Source organism: Peribacillus loiseleuriae (genome assembly GCF_001183985.1).
GTDB classification, from domain to species: Bacteria; Bacillota; Bacilli; order Bacillales; family DSM-1321; genus Peribacillus; species Peribacillus loiseleuriae.
In genome coordinates, this window is record NZ_LFZW01000001.1 from 3,738,114 (window position 1) to 3,763,033 (window position 24,920).

The following is a 24,920-nucleotide window of genomic DNA, read 5'->3' on the forward strand; positions in this document are numbered from 1 at the left end:
AGGACGAGGGGTTTCAAACTTATTTCGTTTCCATCCGGTCACGCTGCGATAGAAAACAGACATCACTCTTCCTTTGCATGCCTTACGCGCCAAAAGGAGAGACAATCGAGCCAGTTCCTTCACTTTTCGAGCGAGATTTCCGATTTGCGCGCCGAAGCCGCATTTGATGAATAAAGCCTCCCCCCCTGATGAACATTCACGACAAAATACATCCAGATCCCTCTCCCTATTCATTCGTTAAATCCCTTTATTACAACTTTTATAAAAACCCCGTCGCTTAATGAGCCGGAGCCGGCATTAACTAGCGGAACACCGATATTCGGGCGGGGCACACCTTCCATCGATTTCATGTTTTACGCGCCAGTTTTTCCCCTTTTCACGCCGGAACCGCCATTCATGGGTGAAAATACTGCACCCAGTGCGTGCACCAGGTCGCCAATTGGGAGTACACAAAAAACAGGGACCAGCACGATTCTTGTGCTAATCCCTGTTTTTTATACTTGTCCTTCTAAGTTTTCTTTTTTTGATTTTTCTGTGTTGAGTGTTCCTTTTTTCTTCAATTCTTTTGCTTTTAGGTCAAGCCAGAATTGTGAAGCGATGAAGAGTGAAGAATATACGCCGCAAAGCATACCGATTAGGAGTGCAAGTGCGAAGTTTCGTATAGCATCACTACCGAAGATTAACAATGCGATAACAGCAACAAGTACGGTTAATACGGTGTTGATGGAGCGTGTTAATGTTTGGCGGATACTGATGTTTGTAATCTCTTCAAGTTCTTCCACTGTCTTAATTTTCTTTTTATGACGCAGGTTTTCCCGAATCCGGTCAAAGGTCACGATTGTATCATTGATCGAGTAGCCGATGATGGTCAGTACCGCTGCGATAAAGGTTAGATCGACTTCAATTTGCAGTAAGCTGAATATGGTTATGATGAAAAATGCATCATGAAGGAGCGCGATAACCGTTGGTACACCCATTCTCCATTCAAAACGGACAGAAACATACAAGATGATACCAAGCGATGCAATCAGGATCGCTTTCATAGCGTTTTTCGCAAGTTCTTTACCGACTGTTGGCGAAACGGTGCTCACATTCGGCTCAGCTTTGTATTTCTTAACGAAATGGCTCTTTAAGTCAGCAATTTCTTGTTTGTTGAGAACCCCTTTTAATCGGACAACACCTGTTTGATTCTTTGCACCAGCAAGGACAATGTCTTCTGTCTTCAGTTTGAGAGAATCAAATTCACCTTTGATCTCTTCTTTTGTTAGCGGTTGTGGTGAAGTCACTTCAATACGCGTACCACTGCTAAAGTCAATGCCAAGGTTCAAGCCGAAAACAAACAGGAAGATGATTCCTATAATTGTTACACCAATTGAAAGCCCGTAAAATATTTTTCTTGTTTTGACAAAATCAAGTTTATCAAAACGGGTAGGCAAGTGATAGAGCTCAATTTTTTCAGACAGATCATGAATGTTTTTCTTGTTCACACCAAACCAGCCTGGGCGTTTGTTAAAGAGATTACTGTTCACCCACAGGTTCATGAAGAAACGTGTTCCATAAACCGCTGTGATAAAGCTCATTAAAATACTGATGATCAGCGTTGTTGCGAATCCTTTAACAGAGCTTGTCCCGTAAAAGAACAATACGCCCGCAGCAATTAGCGTCGTTAAGTTCGCATCGAAAATCGTGCTAAGTGAGTTTTTCGTACCTTCTGCTACAGCTGCTTTCACCGAGCGGCCAAGCTTGATTTCATCCTTGATTCGTTCATAGGTAATGATATTCGCATCCACAGCCATGCCGACCCCGAGAATCAAGGCAGCGATACCCGGCAATGTCAAGACAGCGTTCATCCAATCGAACACAAGTAAAGTTAAGAAAATATAAACGCCAAGCGTAACGACCGCAATGAAGCCTGGGAAACGGTAATAGCCTAACATAAATACGAAAATAAGGAGAATCCCGATGATTCCAGCAAAAATGGTTTCATTTAATGCCTGCTCACCGAACTGTGCGCCAACAGATGTCGAATACACTTCTTTTAATTCGACTGGCAATGAACCTGCATTTAGCAAATCAGCTAGTTCTTTTGCTTCTTTTACTGTGAAGTTCCCGGTAATCTGAACCGTATCTGTATTAAATACTTGGGAAACAGCAGGTGCGGAGATCATATTCTCCTGATTTCCTTTGAGTGAATCTTTTCCTTCTTCAAAATCAAGCCAGATTGCTAAAAGATTCGTACCTTGAGGCATGGCTGAGATTTTTTGGGTTACTTCTTTGAATTTATTTTTATCTTTTAACGTGACAGATACTGCTGGTGTATTATTTTCATCAAAAGTAGGCTTTGCTCCGCCCTCTTTTAAATCAGAACCAGTTAGCATCAATTTATCATTGTAATCGCGGAATGATAATTTCGCTTGAGTCGATAGAATTTCTCGAGCTTTACTCTGGTCTTCAACACCAGGTATTTGCACACGAATCCTGTTATTCCCTTCAATCGAAATAACTGGTTCACTAACGCCGAGGACGTTCACTCGTCTGTTCAACGACTCTACAGTACTGTTTAGTACATCTGAAGTAACTTTTTGATTTTCACCTGGTATTACTTCATACAGAACCTCGAAGCCACCTTGCAGGTCAAGACCGAGCTTAATATTGCTTAAGATTCCTTTTGAAGTTGTGCCCATCGTCGCGATAATGAATAGTAAGATGAGAAAAAACGCAACGATTCTACTTCTTTTTACCATTGATTTGTGGACCCCTTTCTTTTACACGCCTTACCCAAAAGTTTCAGTGATCGGTATTATCGGCATCCTCACAAAAGAAACGGGTTCTATCGAACAAGTTTCACCCTGTTCGTATTTGATGAAAAGCGTATAACATACCTAATCAGAAATAGGCTTATAGCCATATTTCCCCAATGAAATTTCTATATAATTGCAACATCATTATTATGAAACAATTACAAACTACTGTCAATTTAAGTTTATCCCTTTTACAAAACATTAATCTTTGAGTAGTTGATTTAGATCTTCACTTGATAATTCCTTGAATAAATTGGGCGCTTTATAAGCTTCTATCGTTTTATATGTCATGTATTGACTATTGGAAAGAGTCAATATGTCTTGGACGATTTCATGAATATGTATATCCACATCCGGCTTCTTCCACTTTTTCGTCACCAAGCATTCCCATACTTCATTTTCGTTCACGTCACCAAGACCGAGCAGCCGTAATTCTTCCACTTTGTTTCGTAATACAGGCTTCACTTTTATAAAATAGCGCTGATAAGGATGTTGTTTTTCCATTAAAGACACCTCCATGGGGATCATTTTTGCTACTTAGACTTGATTTTATTTTCACGAATTTAACTGTCTAGCACAGTGCTTTTTCTAATTTCCTAAGCATTTTTTAGAAGTCTAGGTCATGCTTTGTCCACATTTTCATATAGATAATTGTAAATGATATTAGCTTTTTTGAGAAGGCAGGGATGAATCGCATGTCGAAATTTTTAAAAGGAACCCTCATTTTGCTTGCTGCGAGCTTAATTACGAGGATTCTAGGCTTTATTAATCGAATCGTCATTGCCCGTTTCATCGGTGAAGAGGGCGTTGGTCTATACATGATGGCGCTTCCCACCCTGTTCCTTGTTGTCAATATTACACAACTTGGCTTACCCGTTGCAATTTCGAAGTATGTCGCAGAAGCGAATGCTAAGGGTGATGAACGAAAAGTAAAGAAAATCCTTGTTGTTTCGATTACCTGCACACTCACGTTATCACTGATTTTCACACCAGCTATGATTTTGCTAGCCCCTTGGCTGTCTCAGCATCTTTTCACAGATGAGCGCACAGTGTGGCCGTTAATGGCGATTGCGCCAATTGTGCCGATTATCGCCATTTCATCGGTGATTCGCGGCTATTTCCAAGGCAAGCAAAATATGAAGCCATTTGCGTTTTCGCAAGTCATTGAACAAATGGCCAGGATTACCTTTATTGCCGTTTTGACGAAAGCGTTTCTACCGTATGGGATTGAATACGCAGCAGCTGGTGCGATGTTTGCTTCCATTATCGGTGAACTTGTTTCACTCGTTTATTTACTTACGATGTTTAAAATTAAAAAGCATTTTAAAATGCGTAAAAATTTCTTTTCCGTTTTTTCATCTGGAAAAAGTACGTTTAAGGAATTAATGGGGATTGCCTTACCGAATACTGGTAGCCGTTTCATTGGCAATGTTGCTTGGTTTCTTGAGCCAATTGTCGTTGCCCAAAGCCTTGCTATTGCCGGATTAACCGCATCCGTTGCGACAAAGCAATATGGGGAACTAACAGGATATGCCCTGCCTTTATTAATGCTGCCATCTTTCGTGACCGCGTCGCTCGCAACATCACTCATCCCTTCCATTAGCGAAGCCCAATCGGTTGGTGATACAAAATTAATTGAGCGACGCCTTCAACAATCAATCCGAATTACGTTGATTACGGGTGCCTTAGCGGTTGTCGTTTTATTCGTCCTAGCAGAACCAATCTTACAAATCATGTATGGCTCTGACAATGCAGCCGTTTTCATCAAATTTTTAGCGCCGTTTTTCATTTTATTTTATTTTCAAACGCCGTTGCAGTCGATGCTTCAGGCACTGAATTTAGCAAAGGCTGCGATGGTAAACAGCTTAATTGGTTCGATTATCAAAATTGCCGCCATTTGGTTTCTCGCTTCTAAAGAGAGCTTCGGCATCATGGGTGCCGCAATTGGAATTGCCGTGGGCACTGTATTAGTCACGTTCCTACATTTCACGACTCTTTTAAAAATCATCCCGGTTACGGTCCATCTTCGTTTATATGCATCGACCGTATTGATTACACTGCTCTCAGGATTTTGTGGACATTATTCTTATTTTACCTTGTTCGCTTCTCAACCTTTATTACCCCGACTATTGATTTCATGCATAAATATGGTCTTCACATTCGGCATTCTTCTACTGCTCCTTGGGGAAATAAAGAAAACCGAACTCCAGCGGATTCCGGTTATTGGCCATATGCTTGCAAGATTTGCCTGGCGCTGAAAAAATGCGCGAGGCTTTATTTTTCATCAATAAACAATTGACCGTCAATATAGCTACAAAACGAGATGAGATTGATATCCGTATAGCCTTTTTGCTCGATCTGCTTCATCAACCATTCGGGAGATTTGTTAATGTATTTTAAATTGGATGTTAGTAATTCCCCATCAAGAATGAGCGGAAAAGGACCTGTTTTATCCGACTTTCTCACTTGCTTTTTTTCGATTACAGAAAGCTCACCAGACGTTTCTAATATCGCATATTCAACATCACTAACACTCAGAATATTTTGTGCTCGCAGCTGCATAAGCAAATCATCGAAATTATAGCGCTGACTCTTCATGGCTGCTTCATCTATTTTCCCTTTATTCACAATGACTGTCGGTGAGCCATCAATGATTTTTCTGACCTTTGTGCTTTTTAATGATGCAAGAGCTAAAATAATTTGGATAACCATTAGAATCAACATCGGCAAAACGGTATGCATAATCGGTTTATCAAAATTCTCAATCGCCAGAGCCGCCATTTCACCAATCATGATAAAAATCACTAAATCCAACACACTCAATTCTCCTACTTCTCGTTTCCCCATTAATCTAAAAACCAAAAGAATGAGCAAATAAATGATAACGGTTCGTAAACCTACCGTTAAATAATCGTTCATGAACTAGACCCCCAATCATTGCAATCTCTTTTAGGATAGCCTGAAGTCTAAAAATTATTTATGTCGATTGAGTAGAATGGGTTGTTACATTTTTCATTCCCATCATCTGGTCTAAAACCCAGGTCTATAGAATATGCTTGTACAAAGACATCTAGGCCATTTTAAGACTTGAGTCATTTTGAAGGGGGAGGAATACAATCGAAACGAGAAAAATGGGGACTGCAGTTTTGTATGGAGTGGGCGTCATTTTTATATTAATCATTCTTTTCAGCTTTATTTTTTCAATGATTCTGCGATTTACGAGTGTTACGGAACATTCACTCACTTATATTATTATGGCGCTTTCTTTTATGACATTGTTTATTGGGGGTTTTGTTTCAGGTGGCAAGGGAAAAAAACAAGGGTTGCTGTTAGGAAGTGGTACAGGGGTGCTTTATGTACTGATTATCCTGATGTTCCAATATCTTGGTCACGACTCACTATTCTCACTGAAGCAATGGATTCATCAAGGCTGCTTCATCGTGACCGCGATGATGGGCGGCGTTCTTGGGGTGAATATGAGCTCATCACAAACGTAACAAAAAAAGCAAAGGGTCAGACCCCGCAGCAACTAAATACAGTATAAGATACGTGTACGAAACACTACATACTGATTTAGAGTGCGAGATCAGACCCTTTTGTGATATCTTTTTCATTCTGATTATACGAGTTCTTTTTCCGGAGCACTTTCCTTTACTTCGCGGATTGCAGAACGCTCGAATTTCAGTTTACTTCCGTCTGTCGCTTTAATGATAGCTGTTGCATCTTCAATACTGTCAATCGTCCCGTGGAGGCCGCCGATTGTCACGACTTTGTCCCCTCTTTTTAAGCTTGATTGCATCAAATTAACCGCTTTTTGTCGCTTTTGATTTGGACGAATCAATAAAAAGTAAAACAGAACAAACATTAATACTAATGGTAGAATTCCACCTAGTCCTTGTGGCATAATATCTCTCCTTTCTGAATAATATCTATTTTTTTGAGTTAGAAATTCCTAGCATTTGGCTTATTAAAACCGTATTGCTCAAAAAATTCTTCTCTAAAGTCTAACAGACGATCTTCACGTATCGCTTGTCTGACTTGTTCCATTAAGTTTAACAGAAAATGAAGGTTATGGTAAGTAGTTAATCGAATTCCGAACGTTTCTTCACATTTAATTAAGTGTCGAATATACGCACGACTGTAATTTTTACAAACATGGCAATCACAGTTTTCATCGATTGGTCCGAAATCACGCGCATACTTCGCATTTTTCACAACTAATCGACCGTTGCTTGTCATTAATGTTCCATTACGGGCAATCCTTGTTGGCAGGACACAATCAAACATATCTACCCCGCGAATCGCACCATCAATTAAGGAATCCGGTGAGCCTACCCCCATTAAGTAACGCGGCTTATCACTTGGCAATAGTGGCGTTGTAAATTCGAGCACGCGGTTCATAATGTCTTTCGGTTCACCAACAGATAAACCACCAATTGCATAACCAGGGAAATCTAGTGAAACAAGATCTTTGGCACTTTGTTTACGTAAATGTTCGAATTCGCCACCTTGGACAATCCCGAATAACCCTTGATCTTGTGGACGCTCGTGAGCGTTTAAACAACGTTCAGCCCAACGCGACGTACGTTCAACCGATTTTCTCATATACTCTTCAGTTGCTGGGAATGGCGGGCATTCATCAAACGCCATCATAATATCAGAGCCGAGTGCATTTTGAATTTCCATCGCTTTTTCTGGACTTAAGAAAAGCTTGTCCCCATTCAAATGATTTCGGAAATGAACGCCTTCTTCTTCAATTTTCCGGAAATCACTTAAGCTAAATACTTGGAAGCCGCCAGAGTCGGTTAAAATAGCACGGTCCCAGTTCATAAACTTATGCAGACCGCCGGCTTCCTTAATAATATCATGACCCGGACGAAGCCATAGATGATACGTATTACTTAAAATAATATTGGCACCCATTTGTTTTAGATCCTCTGGTGACATTGTTTTTACAGTTGCCATCGTTCCTACTGGCATAAATGCCGGCGTTTCATAAGAACCGTGTGGTGTATGAACAATTCCTAGTCTCGCACCACTTTGTTTACAAGTTTTAATATGTTCGTAACGTATTGCAGTCAAAAGTAGTAACTCCTTTATTTTTTAAATTTTTTTAGATAATCAGCATCGCATCGCCGAAACTGAAAAAGCGGTATTTTTCTAAAACGGCTGTTTCATAAGCATGTAGCACATGTTCTCTGTTAGACAGAGCACTGACTAACATGATCAAGGTGGATTTTGGCAAATGGAAATTGGTAATCATGCCATCGATCCCCTTAAACTCATAACCAGGATGAATGAAGATACTCGTCCAGCCACTTTCTTCTTGAAAAACACCATCATGACGCGTTGCGATTGTTTCCAGTGTTCGTGTTGACGTCGTGCCGACTGTAATAATCCTTCCACCAGCTGAACGAACTTGATTCAAAATCTGTGCTGTATCTGCCGTCATTTGATAAAATTCCGAATGCATATCATGGTTGTCGATATCATCGACACTCACAGGACGGAAGGTGCCTAGGCCAACATGCAATGTGATAAAGGCGATATGAACGCCCATCTCTTTTATTTTCTCCAAAAGTTGGTCGGTAAAATGCAACCCCGCTGTTGGAGCTGCTGCTGATCCCCGCTCTCTGGCAAAAACAGTTTGATAGCGATCCTGATCATCCAGTTGTTCTTTAATATAAGGTGGCAGCGGCATCGTACCTAGCTCGTCCAGCACTTCGTAAAAAATCCCTTCATAGCTAAAGTCAAGGATTCTGCCGCCATGCTCAAGCACTCCCGTACAGACGGCTTTAAGCTTGCCATCTCCGAATACAATGACAGACCCTTCTTTAATCCGTTTTGCTGGTTTGACGAGCGTTTCCCACGAATCCGTTTCTTGCTGCTTCAAAAGAAGAACTTCTATCTTCGCCCCTGTACCATCTTTATTACCGAATAATCTTGCCGGAAGAACCTTCGTATCATTCAATACGAGGCAATCCCCCGGCTTCAGATAGTTCGTTATTTGCTTAAATGTTTCATGCGCTATCTCACCAGTCTCTTTATTCAACACCATTAATCGGCTTGATTCACGGTCTAAAAGCGGAACTTGTGCAATCAATTCTTCTGGTAAATGAAAATCAAATAAATCTACCTTCAACTTTTTCACTTCCTAAATCATTAAATCATTCTCTTGATGCCAAAACATATACCGGGTCGTCCAATGAGTTTTTCGACTACGTAATTATCCCGGTTCAACTAACCATCAGTGGGGGATAAAAAAACCTACTTTTGGAAGTTACACTTTATTCATTTAGAGGGTCAATCTGAAAATGCCTGTAGACAAGCTCTGTCACAATCCGACCTCTTGGCGTTCGCTGGATAAAACCGATTTGCAGAAGATATGGTTCGTAGACATCCTCAATCGTATGGGATTCTTCGCCGATTGTCGCTGCAATCGTTTCTAAACCAACAGGGCCACCACGGAATTTTTCAATAATACCTTTAAGTAATTTATGGTCAATATGATCTAAGCCTAAACGGTCTACTTGCATTAATTCAAGCGCATAATCCGCCATGTCCCGTGTAATTGTACCATCTCCACGTACTTGGGCAAAATCACGAACTCTTCGTAGCAATCGATTGGCAATCCGAGGCGTGCCTCGAGAGCGTCGCGCTAATTCCCCTGCTGCGTGTTGATCCATTTCTGTTTCCATAATCACAGCAGTCCGAACGATAATATCGGCAAGCTGTGGTTCCGTGTAATATTCAAGCCTGCTTAATACGCCAAAACGATCCCGCAATGGCGCAGACAAGGAACCGGCCCGAGTCGTTGCTCCGACAAGCGTAAAGGGCGGCAAGTCAATTCTTACAGAACGGGCAGTCGGTCCTTTTCCAATGACGATATCTAAACAGAAATCTTCCATTGCTGGATATAGTACTTCTTCAACAGTGCGCGGCAGACGGTGGATTTCATCGATAAACAGAACATCACCTGGCTCAAGCGCACTAAGAATCGCCGCTAAATCACCAGGCCTTTCAATCGCAGGACCTGATGTTGTCCGGACATTCACACCCATTTCATTCGCAATAATCACGGCAAGGGTTGTTTTCCCAAGCCCAGGTGGTCCATATAAAAGAACATGATCCAATGTTTCTTCACGCATTTTCGCAGCTTCTATATAAACACTTAAATTCGCCTTTACTTTTTCTTGGCCAATATATTGTTTTAAATATTGAGGTCGTAGGCTTTGTTCAAAGGATTGTTCGTTCAATTCCGCTTCCTGGTTGAGCAGTCTCTCCTCCATGTTCGCCACCCCTTATCTTAACATCATTTGCAATGCTTTTTTAATATATTGTTCTGTCGTCATTTCCTCATCCAAAAGCTTCTTCGCTACCCGCTGAACTTCTTTCTCGGAATACCCAAGTGCTTTTAACGCAAGTGTCGCCTCTTCCAACGCTTCACTGTATCCAGCAGCTCTCACAGCTTTAGCGTGGCCATCATTGAAAAGATTCGGAAAAGCATCTGGAATGATATTCTCAAGCTTCCCTTTTAAATCAAGAACAATTTGACGGGCCGTTTTTTTGCCGACGCCCGGAAATTTCACAAGGAAGCTTTCATCTTCATTCTCGATTGCCTGCACTACTTGCTCAACTTGGCCGGAAGCCAAAATCGCAAGCGCTCCCTTTGGACCAATTCCGGTTACATTCAACAATTTTGTGAACAATGCTTTTTGCTCACGCGTTTCAAAGCCATAAAACGCGGCGCTATCCTCGCGTACATGGTGGTAGACAAAGATCTGCACCTTTTCATTCACCTTTGAAGAAAAAACAAAAGGATTGGGCGTCATAATCTGATAGCCAATCTCCCCATTTTCCACCACTATGTATTCCGGTCCAATATAATCAATGGTTCCTTTTATATAATTATACAAATCTCTTCGCTCCCTGAATTTGCTTTACCTCTCATTTTACCATAAAAACACGGACAAGACAGAGAAATGATTGCTATCAAGATGGCAATATGTGTTTTTTAAAAAAACAACACAAACAGACATGTTCGTCACCTTTCCTTAAACGAAACATGCCTATTTTTTATTGAATGGATTCATTCACTTTTCATCATTTGGAAGAGAATATGACTTGTACGCTTCCAGCACCTTTTCATACTGATTCTTATTCAGAATGGGAATTCCTTGGACGAGCTCTTCTTGTTTTTTCACTTCTAACTGCTCAATATCAATATGAAAAAAGGATTGAATGATTCTTTGTTCCTCAGGTTTGCCGTTGAAAATAGAGAATGTTCCATCTTCACTTACTCCGAAAAAGCCATTTGATTTTAGTAATGGAGAAATATCAGACTCGTTTTTCTTCAAAGTGATTTTTTCATTATTTTGGTCAACGAGCTGCCAGCCTGCATATTCCGCCCAGAAATCCTTCATCGCTAAAATAGACTCTGTACGCGTCTCTTCACTCATCTCGCCGTCCAAATACACCCGCTGTAATACGACCTTTCTTTCCGGAACTGCCGGAATCACAGATGTTTGCTCTGATGCCGATGAAACAGAGCCAATCCAAGCTATTCCTGTTAAAAGAATAGAAAGAAAGACTAATTTCAATTTCACTACTATCACCTCTTCTGCCGAAGTGGAATCATGTATCCTGAGTTAACTAACCATCAGTGAGGATAAAAAAACACTGATGAAAGTTTCACTTTATTTCATAGTTTGGCCAGTAAGAGCGATTTTACTCATAAAAAAAGATCAGACCCCACATCGTTTATATACCGTTTATATGACGTATCAAAAACATCATAAACGGTGTATAGAGTGTGAGGTCAGACCCTCTGAAATTTATTCCAAATGGTGCTCATGTACCCCTAAAGTTTCCATCATATTTTCCACGTTCAAGATGACTTGCTCTTTTGGTCCGCCACCACGAAGCTTATTGTCAAGCACTGTTGTGCGATAATAAACTCCTTGATCAGTCAGGACGTACAAGGTACGATTGCCAGCCATTGGTTGGACCCTACTTGTTACCTCTTGTTTGGCAGCAATTGCTGCGTCCCTCGAATAATCATCAAGCAATAATGTAACAATGAGCTCTTTATCTCTGACAATCGCGCATGATTCTTTCACATGGTCGACTTTGTTTGCCTGTTTCATGATGGCGTCGACAAGCGTTCCTTCATACGCATTGTAATAAGACGATTTCGTCCTTAGTTGGGTGATGTGGCCATGGTAATTACGATCTTTTGGGCTGGAAATTCGTTCTTGAAATAGTAATCCATTGCCGTATTCTGATCTCGGTATGGTAGGGTTTTCGCCATTTTTCTGTAGATTTTCTTGAATCCGATTGGCTTCGCTATAATCGTGCACTACTTGTCCAATTGGTGCTTGATACGTTATTTGCCGGACCAAGCTATCCTTTTCATTCGTATAATGACCGCCCGTATTTAGGACATCCTCTTGATTCTTTCCCCCAGCCTGATTATTAGCCGAGCAACCAATGAGCCCGGCAAGCAAAACGACACATAGGAGAACGTGTATTTTTTTCTGCACCAATTAAAAAAACCTCCTAAAATGGAATGAGCTTATGCTCTACATTAGTTTCCATTTCAGTTGAGGTTTTTACACTGTCAGTTGCGTCCAGGCGAGAGGATTCTTGTCAGAGCGATTCGATCATACCCGCAATCTCTTCATTGAATTTCATCCGTTTCGCAAATTGTTCGATGGTCATCTTCCATATTCTATGCAGCTGTGCTGAATGATGGGAAAGATGATTTTTGCACAGACGATTCCACTCGCGCAATATATCGGTTGGATACGTAAGTGCATATAAGAACGCTTTATTCTCTTTATATGTTGCTATTTCTGGATAGAACCATAGCTCTTTTGCCGGGTCAACTAAATAGGGCAAGATTCGACTGCAATACTGCAAATAGTCGATAAACGGCGGTGCGTAAGCAATTAAGTCAAAATCAAGTAAGGCAAGTTCTCCATCCTGCTTTCTTAAAAAATTGTGGTGAGCGCAATCGCCGTGAATGATTACTTTCTTCTCAGCCATCAGCTCTGTTTCATGCTGTTTCATGCCTACCAATGCCCACTTGGCCCAATTTATCCAACTTGATAAAATCGATTCAGCAACATACTCACCGATTATCGGCTGATATTTACAAAATATCCTCAATCGTTCTTCCCATTTAACAATTTGATTAAAATGAGAGAGGTTATTCGTTAAATTTAAGCCGGTGCTGTTATGAAATGTATGAAGTACAGTCAATCCTTCGATACGATTTTTTTCACTACCGAAATGAAAACGGTCCGATGATGGTTGAATGTACTCGATTGCTCCAAATACTTGACCGTCATATTCAAACGTAGGTAGATCTTCTATAAATGAATACGTATGGATAAACCCGTTCTTTTTTAATCGTTGAGTCAATTCTTTTTGATTGTTCAATGTTTGATTCGAATCAAACCCTTTTATGATAAAAAGTCGGTTGTTACAATGGATGAGATAAACAGAGCTACGTAAATGTTCTATTTTCGATGGATGTATCATATGGTTCTGCAAATGAGAGAGGAGACAGGTGTAAAATACACTGTCTCCCATTGCCTTAATATCCATCACTTTCGTCAGCAAATGTTGGTCGTCCAAACGTTTGTGGTGCATTCACCCTTCCTGGCATAATATCTGGTTGGCCTCCGTAGCCTGGATAACCTCCAAATCCTAGTTGGCCACCCGGTCCGGGTTGACCACCAAAACCTGGTTGACCTCCGAACCCTGGCTGGCCACCCGGTCCGGGTTGACCACCAAAACCTGGTTGACTTCCGAACCCTGGCTGGCCACCCGGTCCGGATTGACCACCAAAACCTGGTTGACCTCCGAACCCTGGCTGGCCACCTGGTCCGGGTTGACCACCAAAACCTGGTTGACCTCCGAACCCTGGCTGGCCACCCGGTCCGGGTTGACCACCAAAACCTGGTTGACCTCCGAACCCTGGCTGGCCACCTGATCCGGGTTGACCACCAAAACCTGGTTGACCTCCGAACCCTGGCTGGCCACCCGGTCCGGGTTGACCACCAAAACCTGGTTGACCTCCGAACCCTGGTTGACCTCCGTAACTCGGCTGACTTCCGTAGCCTGGCTGACCTCCGTAACCTGGTTGACCCCCGTAACCTGGTTGACCTCCGTAACCCGGTTGACCTCCGTAACCCGGTTGACCTCCGTAGCCTGGTTGACCTCCGTAACCTGGTTGACCTCCGTAGCCTGGTTGACCTCCGTAACCTGGTTGACCTCCGTAGCCTGGTTGACCTCCGTAGCCTGGTTGACCTCCGTAGCCTGGTTGTGCAACCGGAATGTGGTGATCTGGATCATCGGATGATTCTGTATGGTGGTACCCTTCCATATTAGGATTTACTTGTGGATTCATAGCTTGTTCGTGATGTCCAGGGTTCATTGCATAGCCCGGCTGGCCTCCGTAACCTGAATGTGCAACCGGAATGTGGTGATCTGAATCATCGGATGATTCTGTATGGTGGTACCCTTCCATATTGGGATTTACTTGTGGATTCATAGCTTGATGATGATGCCCAGAGCCCATTGCATAGCCCGGCTGATACGGATTATATGGTTGTGCTACATGTTTAGGTCCACAGCCACAATCTTGTTCTTGATTTGCTAAAGGTGGAACACTTGATGGTGCGTATTGTGGCTGTGCATACGGATTGTATTGAGAACCCATTACTTCACCAGACTCAACGGAGGACTCCTGTTGAACATATGGAACTTGATAATCCGGATATTGCTGATAAGGCTGTTGATTCATGACTCCATGTATATTTTCATTTCCATATTGATGATGGTGGTGATGCACTTCATCAGAAGACGATGAAGATTCATCCATATGATGCTGATGAGATGCAACCTGTGGCATCGGATATCCTGTACCGTAAACCGGCTGATCAGGATATCCGTAACCGATTGGACTCGGCATGCTTTGTGCGCCCGCTACCATACCAGGCATTTGTGCATAGGCCCAAGGATTAGGCGGTGGCGGATAACAAAAACCAGTACCTGGCATTATAGGTGTAATAGGCATACACTCCTCTACGAGAATTTCCTCCTGCACACATTCAACTTCCATGGATTCAACACTTTCTTCTACTTCATAACTTGGTAGCACATGTTTTGGCTGTTCAGGTATCACAGGCATTTGTGGCTGTACAACAGGCTTTTGCACATTCATATTTGCCATATTCACCATATAATAGTTATTAATATCAATTTCTGGAATAACCGGTTGAGGAATTGGCACTTCCTTTATTATCGGTTGTTCCTTCACGATTATTTTTTCTTTCACGATCGGGTGTTCTTTTACTTTGTGATGCTCTTTTTTGTGCTCTTTGTGTTCTTTATGCTCTTTCACAACCGGGTGTTCTTTTACTACATGTTGCTCTTTCGCAATGGGATGTTCCTTTACTACATGATGCTCTTTCACGATCGGATATTCCTTCACAACATGTTGTTCTTTCATGATGGGGTGTTGCTCCACAGCCCCAGCCTTCGTACCATAATTGATTTTCGCATGATGGTGCCCTTCTTTCGCAACATGCCCACTTGCTCCAGGAATCTTTATTTTCATACCTGGCATCATCATATCTGGATTGCTAAGCTGTGTATTAACTTTTTTAAGCTCTTCAAAACTTACCCCATATTTCTTGGAAAGTTTCCAAAGGGTATCACCTTTTTGGACTATATGAATTTTCACGCTGCAAACCCCTCCTATGCATAAGTCCATATATACTATGAAGCGTTAGGCAAATTGCTATCATTATCATGAAAACTTATGCGGGAGATGACGTTTTTATGAGCGCAACCCTGCTTACCGCTTAGGAAAAAGCTCTTTTAGAACATAAAAAAAGAATGCCATTAAGACATTCTAAAGTGAGCTGTGGCTAAGTTAAGAAGCAGTAACGAGTCATGGCGACTAAACACCATGTTGTTGCTTATGCCCGTTCAAGCATGCGATTTAAGGCAAGAATGGCATCACTTGCTATTTCTTGTGGCACTTCGATTGGATTAAACCGAATGCCCTTTACAATCGATTCCAAGGACCACAGTAAATGAGGTAAATCGATACGGTTCATCGTCAAGCACGGACACATATTGGGATTCAAGGAAATGATATTTTTATCTGGGTACTTGTTGATCAACCGTTTGACTAGATTCATTTCTGTGCCGATTGCCCACTCACTTCCAGGACTTGCATTTTCAATTTTATCGATAATATATGAAGTCGAACCGGCATAGTCGGACTTCTCGACAACTTCTCTGCGACATTCTGGGTGAACAATGATATTCATCTCAGGACGCTCCACTCGTAATGCTTCAATATTCTTTATTGTGAAATTTTCATGAACAGAACAATGTCCCTTCCACAATAACACGAGAACATCCTCGACGTTTCCATCATAAATTAGTTCATCCTTATACGGATCCCAGACAGCCATTTTATCTAAAGGGATACCCAGATCATAAGCGGTATTTCTCCCTAAATGCTGATCAGGTAAAAATAAAATTCGTTGCTTTTCGGAAAACGCCCACGATACCATTTCTTTGGCGTTCGATGAGGTGACAGTCGCTCCACCATTTTTGCCGACAAAAGCTTTAATGGCAGCTGTTGAATTTACATACGTAAGTGGCAAAATCGTGTCACCGTACATCGCCGAAAGCTTTGACCACGCTCGTTCCGTTTGCTCAATATCGGCCATATCCGCCATCGAACAGCCTGCTCTCATATCTGGCAAAATGACTGTTTGCTCACGTGTTGTCAAAATATCAGCCGTCTCCGCCATAAAGTGAACGCCGCAAAACACAATCGATTCCGCCTCACGGTTTTGTGCGGAAAGCTGTGCCAATTGTAAGGAATCGCCCGTTACATCGGCAAACTGAATCACTTCCTCACGCTGATAATGATGACCCGGAATAAACAAACGTCCGCCAAGTTCTTTTTTAATTTCCCAAACACGGGCTTCCATTTGTTCGTTTGACATCGTTTTATACGTTTCAGGTAAAACACTTGTTGTAGCTTTAACCATATCCAAAATACTCATTGCAGAACCTGGTTACTAAAATCTATCAAAAACTACATTTCGCCCCCTGAACCAAGAAAAAGGGACATACTGTGACGATTCTCACGTCATTCCATCAGGAAGGGAATCTCACCCTTGTCATGAACCTATTGTTCAAAACGACCTGCGGTGCTCTGTTAGAGCCAGCGGGGTGGCGACAAACCATTCTTATCGCCAAGATTTTAGCACCAGGATTACACCTCCTTCAGTTGTAATTCCTGGTTTTTGATCCTTACGGTTTTATGCACCACATTCCACAGTTTCCAACTGTGATGTTCTTTAAATTTTTCTATATATAATTTGATAGGTTTTCATAGGTTTTTTAAGCTGTTGTAACCTCCTCACATTCCATTACTTTTGCGCTAATATCCAATGCCCGAACGCTGTGTGTCAGACAGCCTAGCGAAATAAAATTAACATTTGTCTCGCGATACAAGGCCAAAGTATTTAGCGTGATCCCCCCTGAAGCTTCCGTTACAATAGGAGCAGGCACGAGTTTGACAAGCTCAGCAATTTCTTCTGGCGTTCTATTATCAAACATAATGATATCAGCGCCGGCTGCAACCGCTTCTCTCACTTGTTCTGCTGATTCTGTTTCCACTTCGATCTTAACGGTATGACCAAGCTTGGATTTAGCGATTTCAACCGCTTTCGTAATCGAACCAGCGAAAGAAATATGATTATCCTTAATCATGACAGCATCATATAACCCGTAGCGATGGTTAAATGCCCCGCCAGACCGAACGGCATATTTTTCTAGCATTCTTAAGCCTGGCGTTGTTTTTCGTGTATCACAAGCTTTCGTCTTCGTTCCTTCCAATATGGTACAAGCTTGCCTAGATGCCGTTGCAATACTAGACATTCTCTGCACTAAATTAAGAACGACTCGCTCACCCTTCAACAGTGCCGCCATGTTGCCAGTGATGGAGACAAGTGTACAGCCTGCCTCAAATTCTTCACCATCTTCCACGAAGAACTCGATAAATACATCCTCATCAAGTAATGAAAAGCCAGTCTTAACCACATCACTTCCTGAAAAAATACCTTTTTCCTTCGCTAAAAAAGTTAATGTGCCACGCTCATCTTCAACAAACAATGTATCACTCGTCACATCTCGTTCACCGATGTCTTCGATGAAAAACACTTCCAATAATTGCTTAAGCTTCAATAGGTTCATACAGTTCCCGACCTTTCAATTGATGGATGGCTAAATGATGGTCAAGTACAACAGATTCTTCACGCCAATTCTCATTATTTTCAAGCGGATAGTCTGTCCGAAAATGACCACCTCTACTTTCAGTTCTCTCTAATGCAGAATAGGCAATTAACCACGACACGATTATCGCGTGGATTTTATCAAGTTCACGTAAAGAAAGCTTTGTCACATCTACATCCAATAGTGCTTCCAGATCAAATGATTCCAGCCATGATAGCAACCTGGAAAGATTCGCTTGATTACGGACGATTCCTGCATCATTCATTATATTTGCTTGTAGCTCTGTTAGATTAGGTAAAGCTAGTTGTGTCACCACTCGTTTTGTTTGCTTTTTTTCAGCAGGCCAAACACGTTTAGGTGCTTCTATAAGATGCTTGCCTAACGACTTGCCAAAAACGAGTCCTTCAAGAAGTGAATTGCTCGCAAGGCGGTTGGCACCATGAACACCCGTACAAGCGACTTCTCCTACTGCATATAGACCTTGAACGGACGTTTTCCCCCATTCATCTACTTCAATGCCACCCATTAAAAAATGATTTCCCGGAGCAATCGGAATTCTCGCCTTTGTTAAATCCAGCCCATTGTTTTCACAAAGCGCAGCAATGGTCGGAAACTTTTTTTTGAAATCAGAGATCATCGAGATATCTAGATACACTTGTTCACCATTTTTCAAATAAGAATAAATCGTTTGCGCGACTATATGACGGGGAGCAAGCTCCTTTTGCCGATGCACATCATTCATAATTCGCTTCCCTGACTCGGTAACCAGCTCTGCCCCTTCCCCCCGAACAGCTTCTGACACTAGTCCTACTGTTTTGCCCTTAATATAAAGCAAGGTCGGATGAAATTGAATGAATTCCATATCTCGAATTCTCGCTCCCGCTTTAAAGGCTAATGCAATGCCATCACCGCTCACAGTCGGTGAATTGGAAGTGAAACGAAACAGCGATCCACAGCCCCCTGTTGCCAATACAACCGCATTTGCATAAATGGAGCTTATTTTCCCTTGTTTGCTCATCGTTTTGGCGCCCATACATGAGTCGTCTTCTCCGAGAATTAATTCAATAGCTGCTGTATGCTCCATCACGTGTACGGAGGATTTTGCTAAGCGCTTTAGATAATGTTCCATCAGATGCTTTCCTGTTGCATCACCTTGACGATGGAGAATCCTTCTTTGACTATGCGCTCCTTCCAGTCCTAACAATGGCACGCCATGTTCGTTACAATCAAACTCCATCCCTGTATGCATGAGTTCTTGCATTACGACAGGACCTTCGTTCACAAGCTTGTCAACGGCAAGTCGATTATTGTAATGGCGACCCGCACAAACTGTATCTATTTTATGTAGCTCAGGTTTATCATCATTGGCGATCGCACAAGCAATGCCACCTTGAGCTAAGTAAGAATTACTTTCTCTTAGCTCTGATTTTGTGATGAGTATCACATGTTTAGTCTTGCTAGCTGTAAGCGCTGTTTGCATAGCGGCAATACCACTACCAATAATCAGTACATCCACCGGGTCCATTTTTCCGCCTCCTGTAAAAACAGATGTCTTGACACATATCTTTACATACTATTAAATGATTTACAAGAGTTTTTTTCTAGCCGTCTATTCAACTAAATAAATGGATGTGGACATATTGAAATATTTTGACTATGCAGCAACAACCCCAATGGATCCGGATGCAATGAAGATTTGGATCGAGGCTTCACAATGTTACTTTGGCAATAGTAGCAGCCTTCACGACACCGGAACGGATGCTTCTAGACTACTCGATGTGTCACGGCAACAACTTGCCCAAATTCTTGGGGTAAAAAAAGAGAGTGTTGTTTTTACAAGCGGAGGGACCGAAAGCAATATCCTTGCCTTGGAGACATTTTTAACATCGCGAAACCCGACGCGAAATCATATCATGATCAGTCAGACAGAACACGCATCTCTTGCAAACTACGTGAAAAAACTTGCAGCATCAGGCTATGAAGTTACATATTTACGGCATTTGGAAGATGGAAGAATTGATGTTGAGCATCTATGTGAAAGTTTGCATGAACGGACATGCATGGTCATTGTTCAGCATGTCAACTCTGAAACAGGCGTCATTCAGCCGATAGCCGAAATTGGACAATTGGCTCAAGAGTGTGGCGCTTTTTTACATGTCGATTGTGTTCAATCCTTTGCTAAATTTTCGCTTCAATCGATATGTGCCCTTTGCGATAGCGTAAGTGTTTCAAGCCACAAAGTGTATGGGCCAAAGGGAGTTGGTGCTGTGATTTTCCCTAAAATCAGCGAGCTTACCCCACCCATTCCAAACATGACGCATGAAGGGGGTTTTCGCGCAGGCACGGTCAATGTTCCTGGCATTGCCGCCTTTATTACGGCAGCGAATGCTCTCGTAGACCAGCAAAGTCAAGAGTTCATTCGAATGAAAGCATTACGCGATCTTTGCTTGAACCAGCTATCCGAACATGACATGGATGTCCAAGCTATTGAATCGTCCTTTCAATCCCCATACATTCTTGCGCTTACTTGTAGAGGATTCCAAGGCCAATATATCATGCTGGAATTAAATCGAATGGGATTTGCGATATCAACAGGAAGTGCTTGTCAAATCGGCAAACAAGACCCTTCAAGAACGATGATTGCCCGCGGAAAATCAGAAGAAGAAGCGCATCAGCTCATTCGGATTTCATTTGGTAAAAGGACAACGGAGGAAGATGTTAAAAAACTGTGTCGTTGTATCATTGACATTATTACGGTTTCATAACAAGATTACGGTTTACAGTCTCTTATGATAAACTGAGGATATCAATAATTTCGTTAAGGAGCGGTACAATGACAGATAGAAAGAAATTGTTAGGGGAAGAAAGACGGGAAAAACTGCTGAGTTTATTACAAACATCCGATCAGCCGATTACAGGAAGCGCACTCTCGAAAATGACGAAGGTAAGCCGGCAAGTCATTGTGGGCGATATTACCTTGCTCAAAGCTAGGAATGAACCCATCGTTGCCACGAGTCAAGGCTATATATATTTGCAAACAAAAAAGCCAATCTTGCATGAACGGACTGTCGCATGCAATCATGACCCATCTCTTGCCGAAACAGAATTAAATTTGCTTGTTGACCTCGGTATTTTGGTAAAGGATGTGAAAGTCGAACATCCTGTGTACGGCGATTTGACGGCTTCCATTATGGTGACCAACCGCAAGGAAGTTCAGCAATTCTTAGAGAAAGTTTCGCAAACAAAAGCAGCCTTCCTATCCGAATTGACGAACGGCATTCATTTACATACGATCGCCGCCTCGTCTGAGGAACTCCTCAATGAAGCAGAGGCAGCATTAAAGCAAGCAGACATCCTTATTGATTAAAGGATGTCTCATAAGGGGTTGACACCAAAAGCAAAGGGACAGACACCGTATAACTAAATACAGTATAAGATACATGTATGAGACACTACATACTGATATAGAGTGCAAGGTCAGACCCTTTGAGATAGAATGGTTTTATCTGTGTATCGTGTTTTTAGTTGTCGCACCCTTTTTCTTTCTTTTACCATTCACCCCTGCATGACGCTATTTTTAACGGAGAAGCTAGGATAGGAGCCCAGAACAGACACTTTACAGCCCAAAGCCTCTAGCTCTGCAATTGTTCCTGGTATCAACACTTCGTCCATCGCCATTTCCACATCAATAATAAAGAGATAATCGCCAAGACCCGTTTTCATTGGCCGAGACTCGATTTTAGAAAGATTCAACTTCCTCCAAGCAAATGCAGACAACACCTGATGTAGCGCTCCGGTATAATCCGCTGGCAGCATGACCATAAGCGTCGTTTTCCTTCCACCTTCCGCCGCCAAATGACCATGATACTCCACTTCTTCATGAGAAATAACAACGAACTTCGTATGATTATGGGAATAATCATGAATATTACGATTCGTGATGACTAGTCCATATTCCTCTGCTGCTATCTCATTAGCAATCGCCGCAATTTTCCGCTCTGGATTCTCTTTTACCATTTTTGCTGCCGCTGCCGTTGATGTTGTATATTCATAAGGAATCCCTTTCAGCTCGCGATGCAAAAATTTATGGCATTGCGCAATCGCATGAGAATGGGAATAGACGATATCCGGTTTAAATTCAGGGTCATTATGATTAGGATGAACCATATAATGCTGCTGAATCGGGATTATAATTTCTCCTCGTATCGGCAACTGTGCTTCATGGGTTAAATAATCAATCGTGATGTTGACCGAACCTTCCAACGCATTTTCAATTGGAACGAGAGCGAGTTTCACCTCTCCTTTTTCAACTGCATCTAGACAGTCGAGAATCGTCGGCATCGGTATTTTCTTTGCATCAGGAAATAGGCGAGAAACCGCTAAATCCGTAAACGTTGCCTTTGGGCCCAAGAAAGCAATTTCATATGTCATGTAAACGAACTCCTTTTTCACGAAAATAATGTCTATATTATGCTATATTCTGATATTTTACAATAGTTTTGCAACAAAAGGTGAAAAAATGAAAGATTGATTGCATGAAAATGAAAATATGCGTCGAATCCCCAAAATTGAGATTTGCGCGCCGGAGCGATGTTTCCCGTCTTTCGATGGGAAACTGTAATAAAAACCAAAACATCTATTACGCTTTTTATAAAAACCCCGTCGCTTAATGAGCCGGGATCAGCATCGACTAGCGGAAACACCGATATTCGGGCCGGCCTTCCATCGATTTCATGTCTTACGAGCCAAACTTCAAATTTACGCGCCAAATGGGGAGGCAATCGCGCCAGTTCCTTTACTTTTCGAGCGAGATTTCCGATTTACGCGCCGGAACTGAATTTTGCATCCGATCTGAGATTTACGCGCCGGGTTCATAAAATTTGCGTCAATCTATAGAAAAACCCCCACGCACATAAAATGCATGGGGGCAGGCAATCACGTGCCAGAGCCTAGTACTTCTACCTTTTCGACAAACTCCATTTTCCTGAAATTTGTCATCATTTCATCCACTCCAACCTTCATCGCGCTTGCGTCGAGTGATAACGTCACATTGGCTCTGCCTTGAAGAGGGATCGTTTGGTGAATGGTTAACACATTACAGCCGGATGATGCGACGACACGCAACAACTCTGATAAAGTTCCGGAGCGATCTTCTAAATAAAAGAATAGCGTAATCAATTTTTCCTTAACAATCGTATGAAATGGAAAAACGGTATCGCGGTATTTATAATAAGCACTTCTACTCAAATCTACCCGTTGGACAGCTTCCCAGACTGATTCAGCTTTGCCTCTTTCAATCATTTCCTTCGCATCCAGCGTTTTCTTCATCGCTTCCGGCAATACATCTTCTCTAACCAAGAAGAATCGTTTATCGACTTTGTTCGCCATGCTCGCACCCCCAACTCTATGACTCCATATTTTAGGAAATCCTTTTCTTTAGCATTCAATCAACTTGATTGTTACAAACTGTCTACATTTTTTCTTATTCCACAAACTCAAATTCATATTCCAGAATTCGAACGGTCACTCCATTAGTTGCTCCACGTGAGCGTAATGCTTCATCTACACCGAAAGTACGTAGCTGTCTTGCAAAACGGCGAATCGATTCTTCGCGAGTGAAATCTGTCATTTTGAATAAGCGTTCAATTTTGAAGCCGGAAACATTGAAGCTTCCATCTGAATCACGTGTAATTTCAAACTCATCTTGTGCGGATTCATGCTTGTACATAACACGATGAACGCCTGTCTCTTCCTCTTCATGCTCAAGCGGGAACTCTGGCGTTTCTTCAATTTTATCTGCAACAGCATATAGAAGTTCGCGAATTCCTTCACGTGTAACAGCTGAAATCGGGAAGATCGGATAGTCATCCGTCAATTTATCTTTGAAATTTTGCAGATTTTCTTCTGAATCAGGCATATCCATCTTGCTTGCCACAATGACTTGCGGACGCTCAGTGAGACGCAGATTGTATTCCTGAAGTTCTTTATTAATTGTTAGATAATCTTCGTATGGGTCTCGGCCTTCAAGTCCAGACATATCGATAACATGTATGATTACGCGCGTTCTTTCGATATGACGTAAAAATTGATGTCCGAGTCCAACACCCTCAGAAGCTCCTTCAATTAATCCAGGCAAATCCGCCATAACAAAGCTACGGCTATCTTCTGTTTCAACCATACCAAGATTCGGTACAATCGTAGTGAAATGATATTCAGCAATTTTTGGACGTGCAGCAGAAACAACCGAAAGCAAGGTTGATTTACCAACACTTGGGAATCCAACTAACCCTACATCAGCAAGTAATTTAAGCTCAAGAATAATATTCCGTTCTTGCCCCGGTTCGCCATTTTCCGCAATTTCCGGAGCCGGGTTAGATGGACTTGCAAAGCGGGAGTTCCCACGACCACCGCGTCCTCCTTTGGCAATGATGGCGCGCTGACCGTGTTCGACTAGATCGGCAATGACCTCTTTCGTATCTTCGTCCATAACAACTGTACCAGGTGGAACTTTAACGATCATGTCGCTCGCGTTTTTGCCGTGCATATTTTTTGACATGCCGTGCTCGCCACGTGGTGCTTTGAAATGACGCTGATAGCGGAAATCCATCAGTGTCCGTAATCCTTCTTCTACTTCAAACACAACATTCGCACCGTGCCCGCCATCTCCTCCAGCTGGTCCGCCCATTGGTACATATTTTTCTCTTCGGTAAGCAACGATTCCGTTCCCACCGTCTCCACCTTTTACAAATACTTTGGTTTGATCGATAAACATGCTATCACTTCCTT

At 42.1% G+C, this 24,920-nt stretch carries 22 protein-coding genes and 1 pseudogene; 5 read left to right on the forward strand and 18 right to left on the reverse strand.

Annotated elements, in window-relative coordinates; all coding sequences use genetic code 11:
* Positions 1-494: 494 nt before the first annotated feature.
* Entirely contained in the window at positions 495-2,744 is a 2,250-nt protein-coding gene (gene secDF, locus AC625_RS17325) for a protein translocase subunit SecDF (RefSeq protein WP_049682424.1), read from the reverse strand.
* Positions 2,745-3,002: 258 nt separating this feature from the next.
* Positions 3,003-3,305 carry a post-transcriptional regulator gene (locus AC625_RS17330; RefSeq protein ID WP_049682425.1) on the reverse strand — a complete coding sequence of 101 codons (303 nt, stop codon included), beginning with the start codon at positions 3,303-3,305 and terminating at the stop codon, positions 3,003-3,005.
* Positions 3,306-3,496: 191 nt separating this feature from the next.
* Between AC625_RS17330 and spoVB the strand changes: the two genes are divergently transcribed.
* Entirely contained in the window at positions 3,497-5,059 is a 1,563-nt protein-coding gene (gene spoVB, locus AC625_RS17335) for a stage V sporulation protein B (protein ID WP_049683796.1), read from the forward strand.
* A gap of 16 nt (positions 5,060-5,075) precedes the next feature.
* Here spoVB and AC625_RS17340 read toward each other — a convergent pair whose 3' ends face one another.
* Positions 5,076-5,720 (reverse strand): DUF421 domain-containing protein, encoded by a 645-nt coding sequence (locus AC625_RS17340; protein WP_049682426.1) that lies wholly within the window; start codon positions 5,718-5,720, stop codon positions 5,076-5,078.
* A 227-nt stretch (positions 5,721-5,947) separates the two neighbouring features.
* Between AC625_RS17340 and AC625_RS17345 the strand changes: the two genes are divergently transcribed.
* Positions 5,948-6,298, forward strand: a complete 351-nt coding sequence (locus tag AC625_RS17345) for a TIGR04086 family membrane protein (protein ID WP_342670999.1) — start codon at positions 5,948-5,950, stop codon at positions 6,296-6,298.
* A gap of 122 nt (positions 6,299-6,420) precedes the next feature.
* Here AC625_RS17345 and yajC read toward each other — a convergent pair whose 3' ends face one another.
* The 12 genes and pseudogenes from yajC to nadB form a co-directional block, all read right to left on the reverse strand.
* Complete coding sequence (gene yajC / locus AC625_RS17350; RefSeq protein WP_049682428.1) at positions 6,421-6,705, reverse strand: preprotein translocase subunit YajC; 285 nt, start codon at positions 6,703-6,705, stop codon at positions 6,421-6,423.
* A 38-nt stretch (positions 6,706-6,743) separates the two neighbouring features.
* Positions 6,744-7,883: a tRNA guanosine(34) transglycosylase Tgt gene (gene tgt / locus AC625_RS17355; protein WP_049682429.1), complete on the reverse strand. Its 1,140-nt coding sequence runs from the start codon at positions 7,881-7,883 to the stop codon at positions 6,744-6,746.
* 31 nt (positions 7,884-7,914) lie between these two features.
* Positions 7,915-8,943 carry a tRNA preQ1(34) S-adenosylmethionine ribosyltransferase-isomerase QueA gene (gene queA / locus AC625_RS17360; RefSeq protein WP_049682430.1) on the reverse strand — a complete coding sequence of 343 codons (1,029 nt, stop codon included), beginning with the start codon at positions 8,941-8,943 and terminating at the stop codon, positions 7,915-7,917.
* Between the two features lie 145 nt (positions 8,944-9,088).
* Positions 9,089-10,090 carry a Holliday junction branch migration DNA helicase RuvB gene (gene ruvB, locus AC625_RS17365; protein ID WP_049682431.1) on the reverse strand — a complete coding sequence of 334 codons (1,002 nt, stop codon included), beginning with the start codon at positions 10,088-10,090 and terminating at the stop codon, positions 9,089-9,091.
* Between the two features lie 12 nt (positions 10,091-10,102).
* Entirely contained in the window at positions 10,103-10,717 is a 615-nt protein-coding gene (ruvA, locus tag AC625_RS17370) for a Holliday junction branch migration protein RuvA (protein WP_049682432.1), read from the reverse strand.
* A 177-nt stretch (positions 10,718-10,894) separates the two neighbouring features.
* Entirely contained in the window at positions 10,895-11,407 is a 513-nt protein-coding gene (locus tag AC625_RS17375; protein ID WP_053178131.1) for an intercompartmental signaling factor BofC, read from the reverse strand.
* Positions 11,408-11,635: 228 nt separating this feature from the next.
* Entirely contained in the window at positions 11,636-12,343 is a 708-nt protein-coding gene (locus AC625_RS17380) for a YhcN/YlaJ family sporulation lipoprotein (protein ID WP_245645110.1), read from the reverse strand.
* A gap of 106 nt (positions 12,344-12,449) precedes the next feature.
* A complete protein-coding gene (locus AC625_RS17385) occupies positions 12,450-13,457 on the reverse strand; it encodes a phosphotransferase (RefSeq protein WP_049682434.1) in 1,008 nt (335 codons plus the stop codon).
* 1,953 nt (positions 13,458-15,410) lie between these two features.
* Positions 15,411-15,585: pseudogene (safA, locus tag AC625_RS28645) on the reverse strand (SafA/ExsA family spore coat assembly protein); the annotation flags it as partial.
* A 208-nt stretch (positions 15,586-15,793) separates the two neighbouring features.
* Positions 15,794-16,900, reverse strand: a complete 1,107-nt coding sequence (nadA, locus tag AC625_RS17395; protein ID WP_049682436.1) for a quinolinate synthase NadA — start codon at positions 16,898-16,900, stop codon at positions 15,794-15,796.
* Positions 16,901-17,240: 340 nt separating this feature from the next.
* Positions 17,241-18,095 carry a carboxylating nicotinate-nucleotide diphosphorylase gene (nadC, locus tag AC625_RS17400; RefSeq protein ID WP_049682437.1) on the reverse strand — a complete coding sequence of 285 codons (855 nt, stop codon included), beginning with the start codon at positions 18,093-18,095 and terminating at the stop codon, positions 17,241-17,243.
* Positions 18,076-19,659 (reverse strand): L-aspartate oxidase, encoded by a 1,584-nt coding sequence (nadB, locus tag AC625_RS17405; RefSeq protein ID WP_049682438.1) that lies wholly within the window; start codon positions 19,657-19,659, stop codon positions 18,076-18,078. The genes nadC and nadB overlap by 20 nt, the downstream gene beginning before the upstream one ends.
* Here nadB and AC625_RS28650 point away from each other — a divergent pair.
* The 3 genes from AC625_RS28650 (at position 19,579) to AC625_RS17415 (ending at position 21,501) form a co-directional block, all read left to right on the forward strand.
* Positions 19,579-19,755, forward strand: coding sequence for a hypothetical protein (locus AC625_RS28650; protein WP_425415458.1), 177 nt, complete (start codon positions 19,579-19,581; stop codon positions 19,753-19,755). The two genes, nadB and AC625_RS28650, sit on opposite strands and share 81 nt — an antisense overlap.
* A gap of 19 nt (positions 19,756-19,774) precedes the next feature.
* A complete protein-coding gene (locus AC625_RS17410; protein ID WP_180320118.1) occupies positions 19,775-20,899 on the forward strand; it encodes an IscS subfamily cysteine desulfurase in 1,125 nt (374 codons plus the stop codon).
* A gap of 68 nt (positions 20,900-20,967) precedes the next feature.
* Positions 20,968-21,501: a transcription repressor NadR gene (locus AC625_RS17415; RefSeq protein ID WP_049682439.1), complete on the forward strand. Its 534-nt coding sequence runs from the start codon at positions 20,968-20,970 to the stop codon at positions 21,499-21,501.
* A 188-nt stretch (positions 21,502-21,689) separates the two neighbouring features.
* On the opposite strand, the gene pheA is transcribed toward AC625_RS17415, so the two are convergent.
* From pheA to obgE, 3 genes are all read right to left on the reverse strand, one after another.
* Positions 21,690-22,565, reverse strand: a complete 876-nt coding sequence (gene pheA / locus AC625_RS17420) for a prephenate dehydratase (RefSeq protein WP_049682440.1) — start codon at positions 22,563-22,565, stop codon at positions 21,690-21,692.
* Between the two features lie 504 nt (positions 22,566-23,069).
* The gene (locus tag AC625_RS17430) at positions 23,070-23,522 is read right to left on the reverse strand and encodes an ACT domain-containing protein (protein ID WP_049682442.1); all 453 of its coding nucleotides are present in this window, start codon (positions 23,520-23,522) and stop codon (positions 23,070-23,072) included.
* Between the two features lie 94 nt (positions 23,523-23,616).
* Complete coding sequence (gene obgE, locus AC625_RS17435; protein ID WP_049682443.1) at positions 23,617-24,906, reverse strand: GTPase ObgE; 1,290 nt, start codon at positions 24,904-24,906, stop codon at positions 23,617-23,619.
* Positions 24,907-24,920: the final 14 nt, after the last annotated feature.

Coding starts and splice junctions, on each gene's coding strand:
- secDF (WP_049682424.1), bottom strand. CDS start 2,744: ATGGTAAAAAGAAGTAGAATCGTTGCGTTTTTTCTCATCTTACTATTC.
- AC625_RS17330 (WP_049682425.1), bottom strand. CDS start 3,305: ATGGAAAAACAACATCCTTATCAGCGCTATTTTATAAAAGTGAAGCCT.
- spoVB (WP_049683796.1), top strand. CDS start 3,497: ATGTCGAAATTTTTAAAAGGAACCCTCATTTTGCTTGCTGCGAGCTTA.
- AC625_RS17340 (WP_049682426.1), bottom strand. CDS start 5,720: ATGAACGATTATTTAACGGTAGGTTTACGAACCGTTATCATTTATTTG.
- yajC (WP_049682428.1), bottom strand. CDS start 6,705: ATGCCACAAGGACTAGGTGGAATTCTACCATTAGTATTAATGTTTGTT.
- ruvB (WP_049682431.1), bottom strand. CDS start 10,090: ATGGAGGAGAGACTGCTCAACCAGGAAGCGGAATTGAACGAACAATCC.
- AC625_RS17385 (WP_049682434.1), bottom strand. CDS start 13,457: ATGCACCACAAACGTTTGGACGACCAACATTTGCTGACGAAAGTGATG.
- nadA (WP_049682436.1), bottom strand. CDS start 16,900: ATGAGTATTTTGGATATGGTTAAAGCTACAACAAGTGTTTTACCTGAA.
- nadC (WP_049682437.1), bottom strand. CDS start 18,095: ATGAACCTATTGAAGCTTAAGCAATTATTGGAAGTGTTTTTCATCGAA.
- AC625_RS28650 (WP_425415458.1), top strand. CDS start 19,579: ATGTTTAGTCTTGCTAGCTGTAAGCGCTGTTTGCATAGCGGCAATACC.
- nadB (WP_049682438.1), bottom strand. CDS start 19,659: ATGGACCCGGTGGATGTACTGATTATTGGTAGTGGTATTGCCGCTATG.
- AC625_RS17415 (WP_049682439.1), top strand. CDS start 20,968: ATGACAGATAGAAAGAAATTGTTAGGGGAAGAAAGACGGGAAAAACTG.
- pheA (WP_049682440.1), bottom strand. CDS start 22,565: ATGACATATGAAATTGCTTTCTTGGGCCCAAAGGCAACGTTTACGGAT.
- AC625_RS17430 (WP_049682442.1), bottom strand. CDS start 23,522: ATGGCGAACAAAGTCGATAAACGATTCTTCTTGGTTAGAGAAGATGTA.
- obgE (WP_049682443.1), bottom strand. CDS start 24,906: ATGTTTATCGATCAAACCAAAGTATTTGTAAAAGGTGGAGACGGTGGG.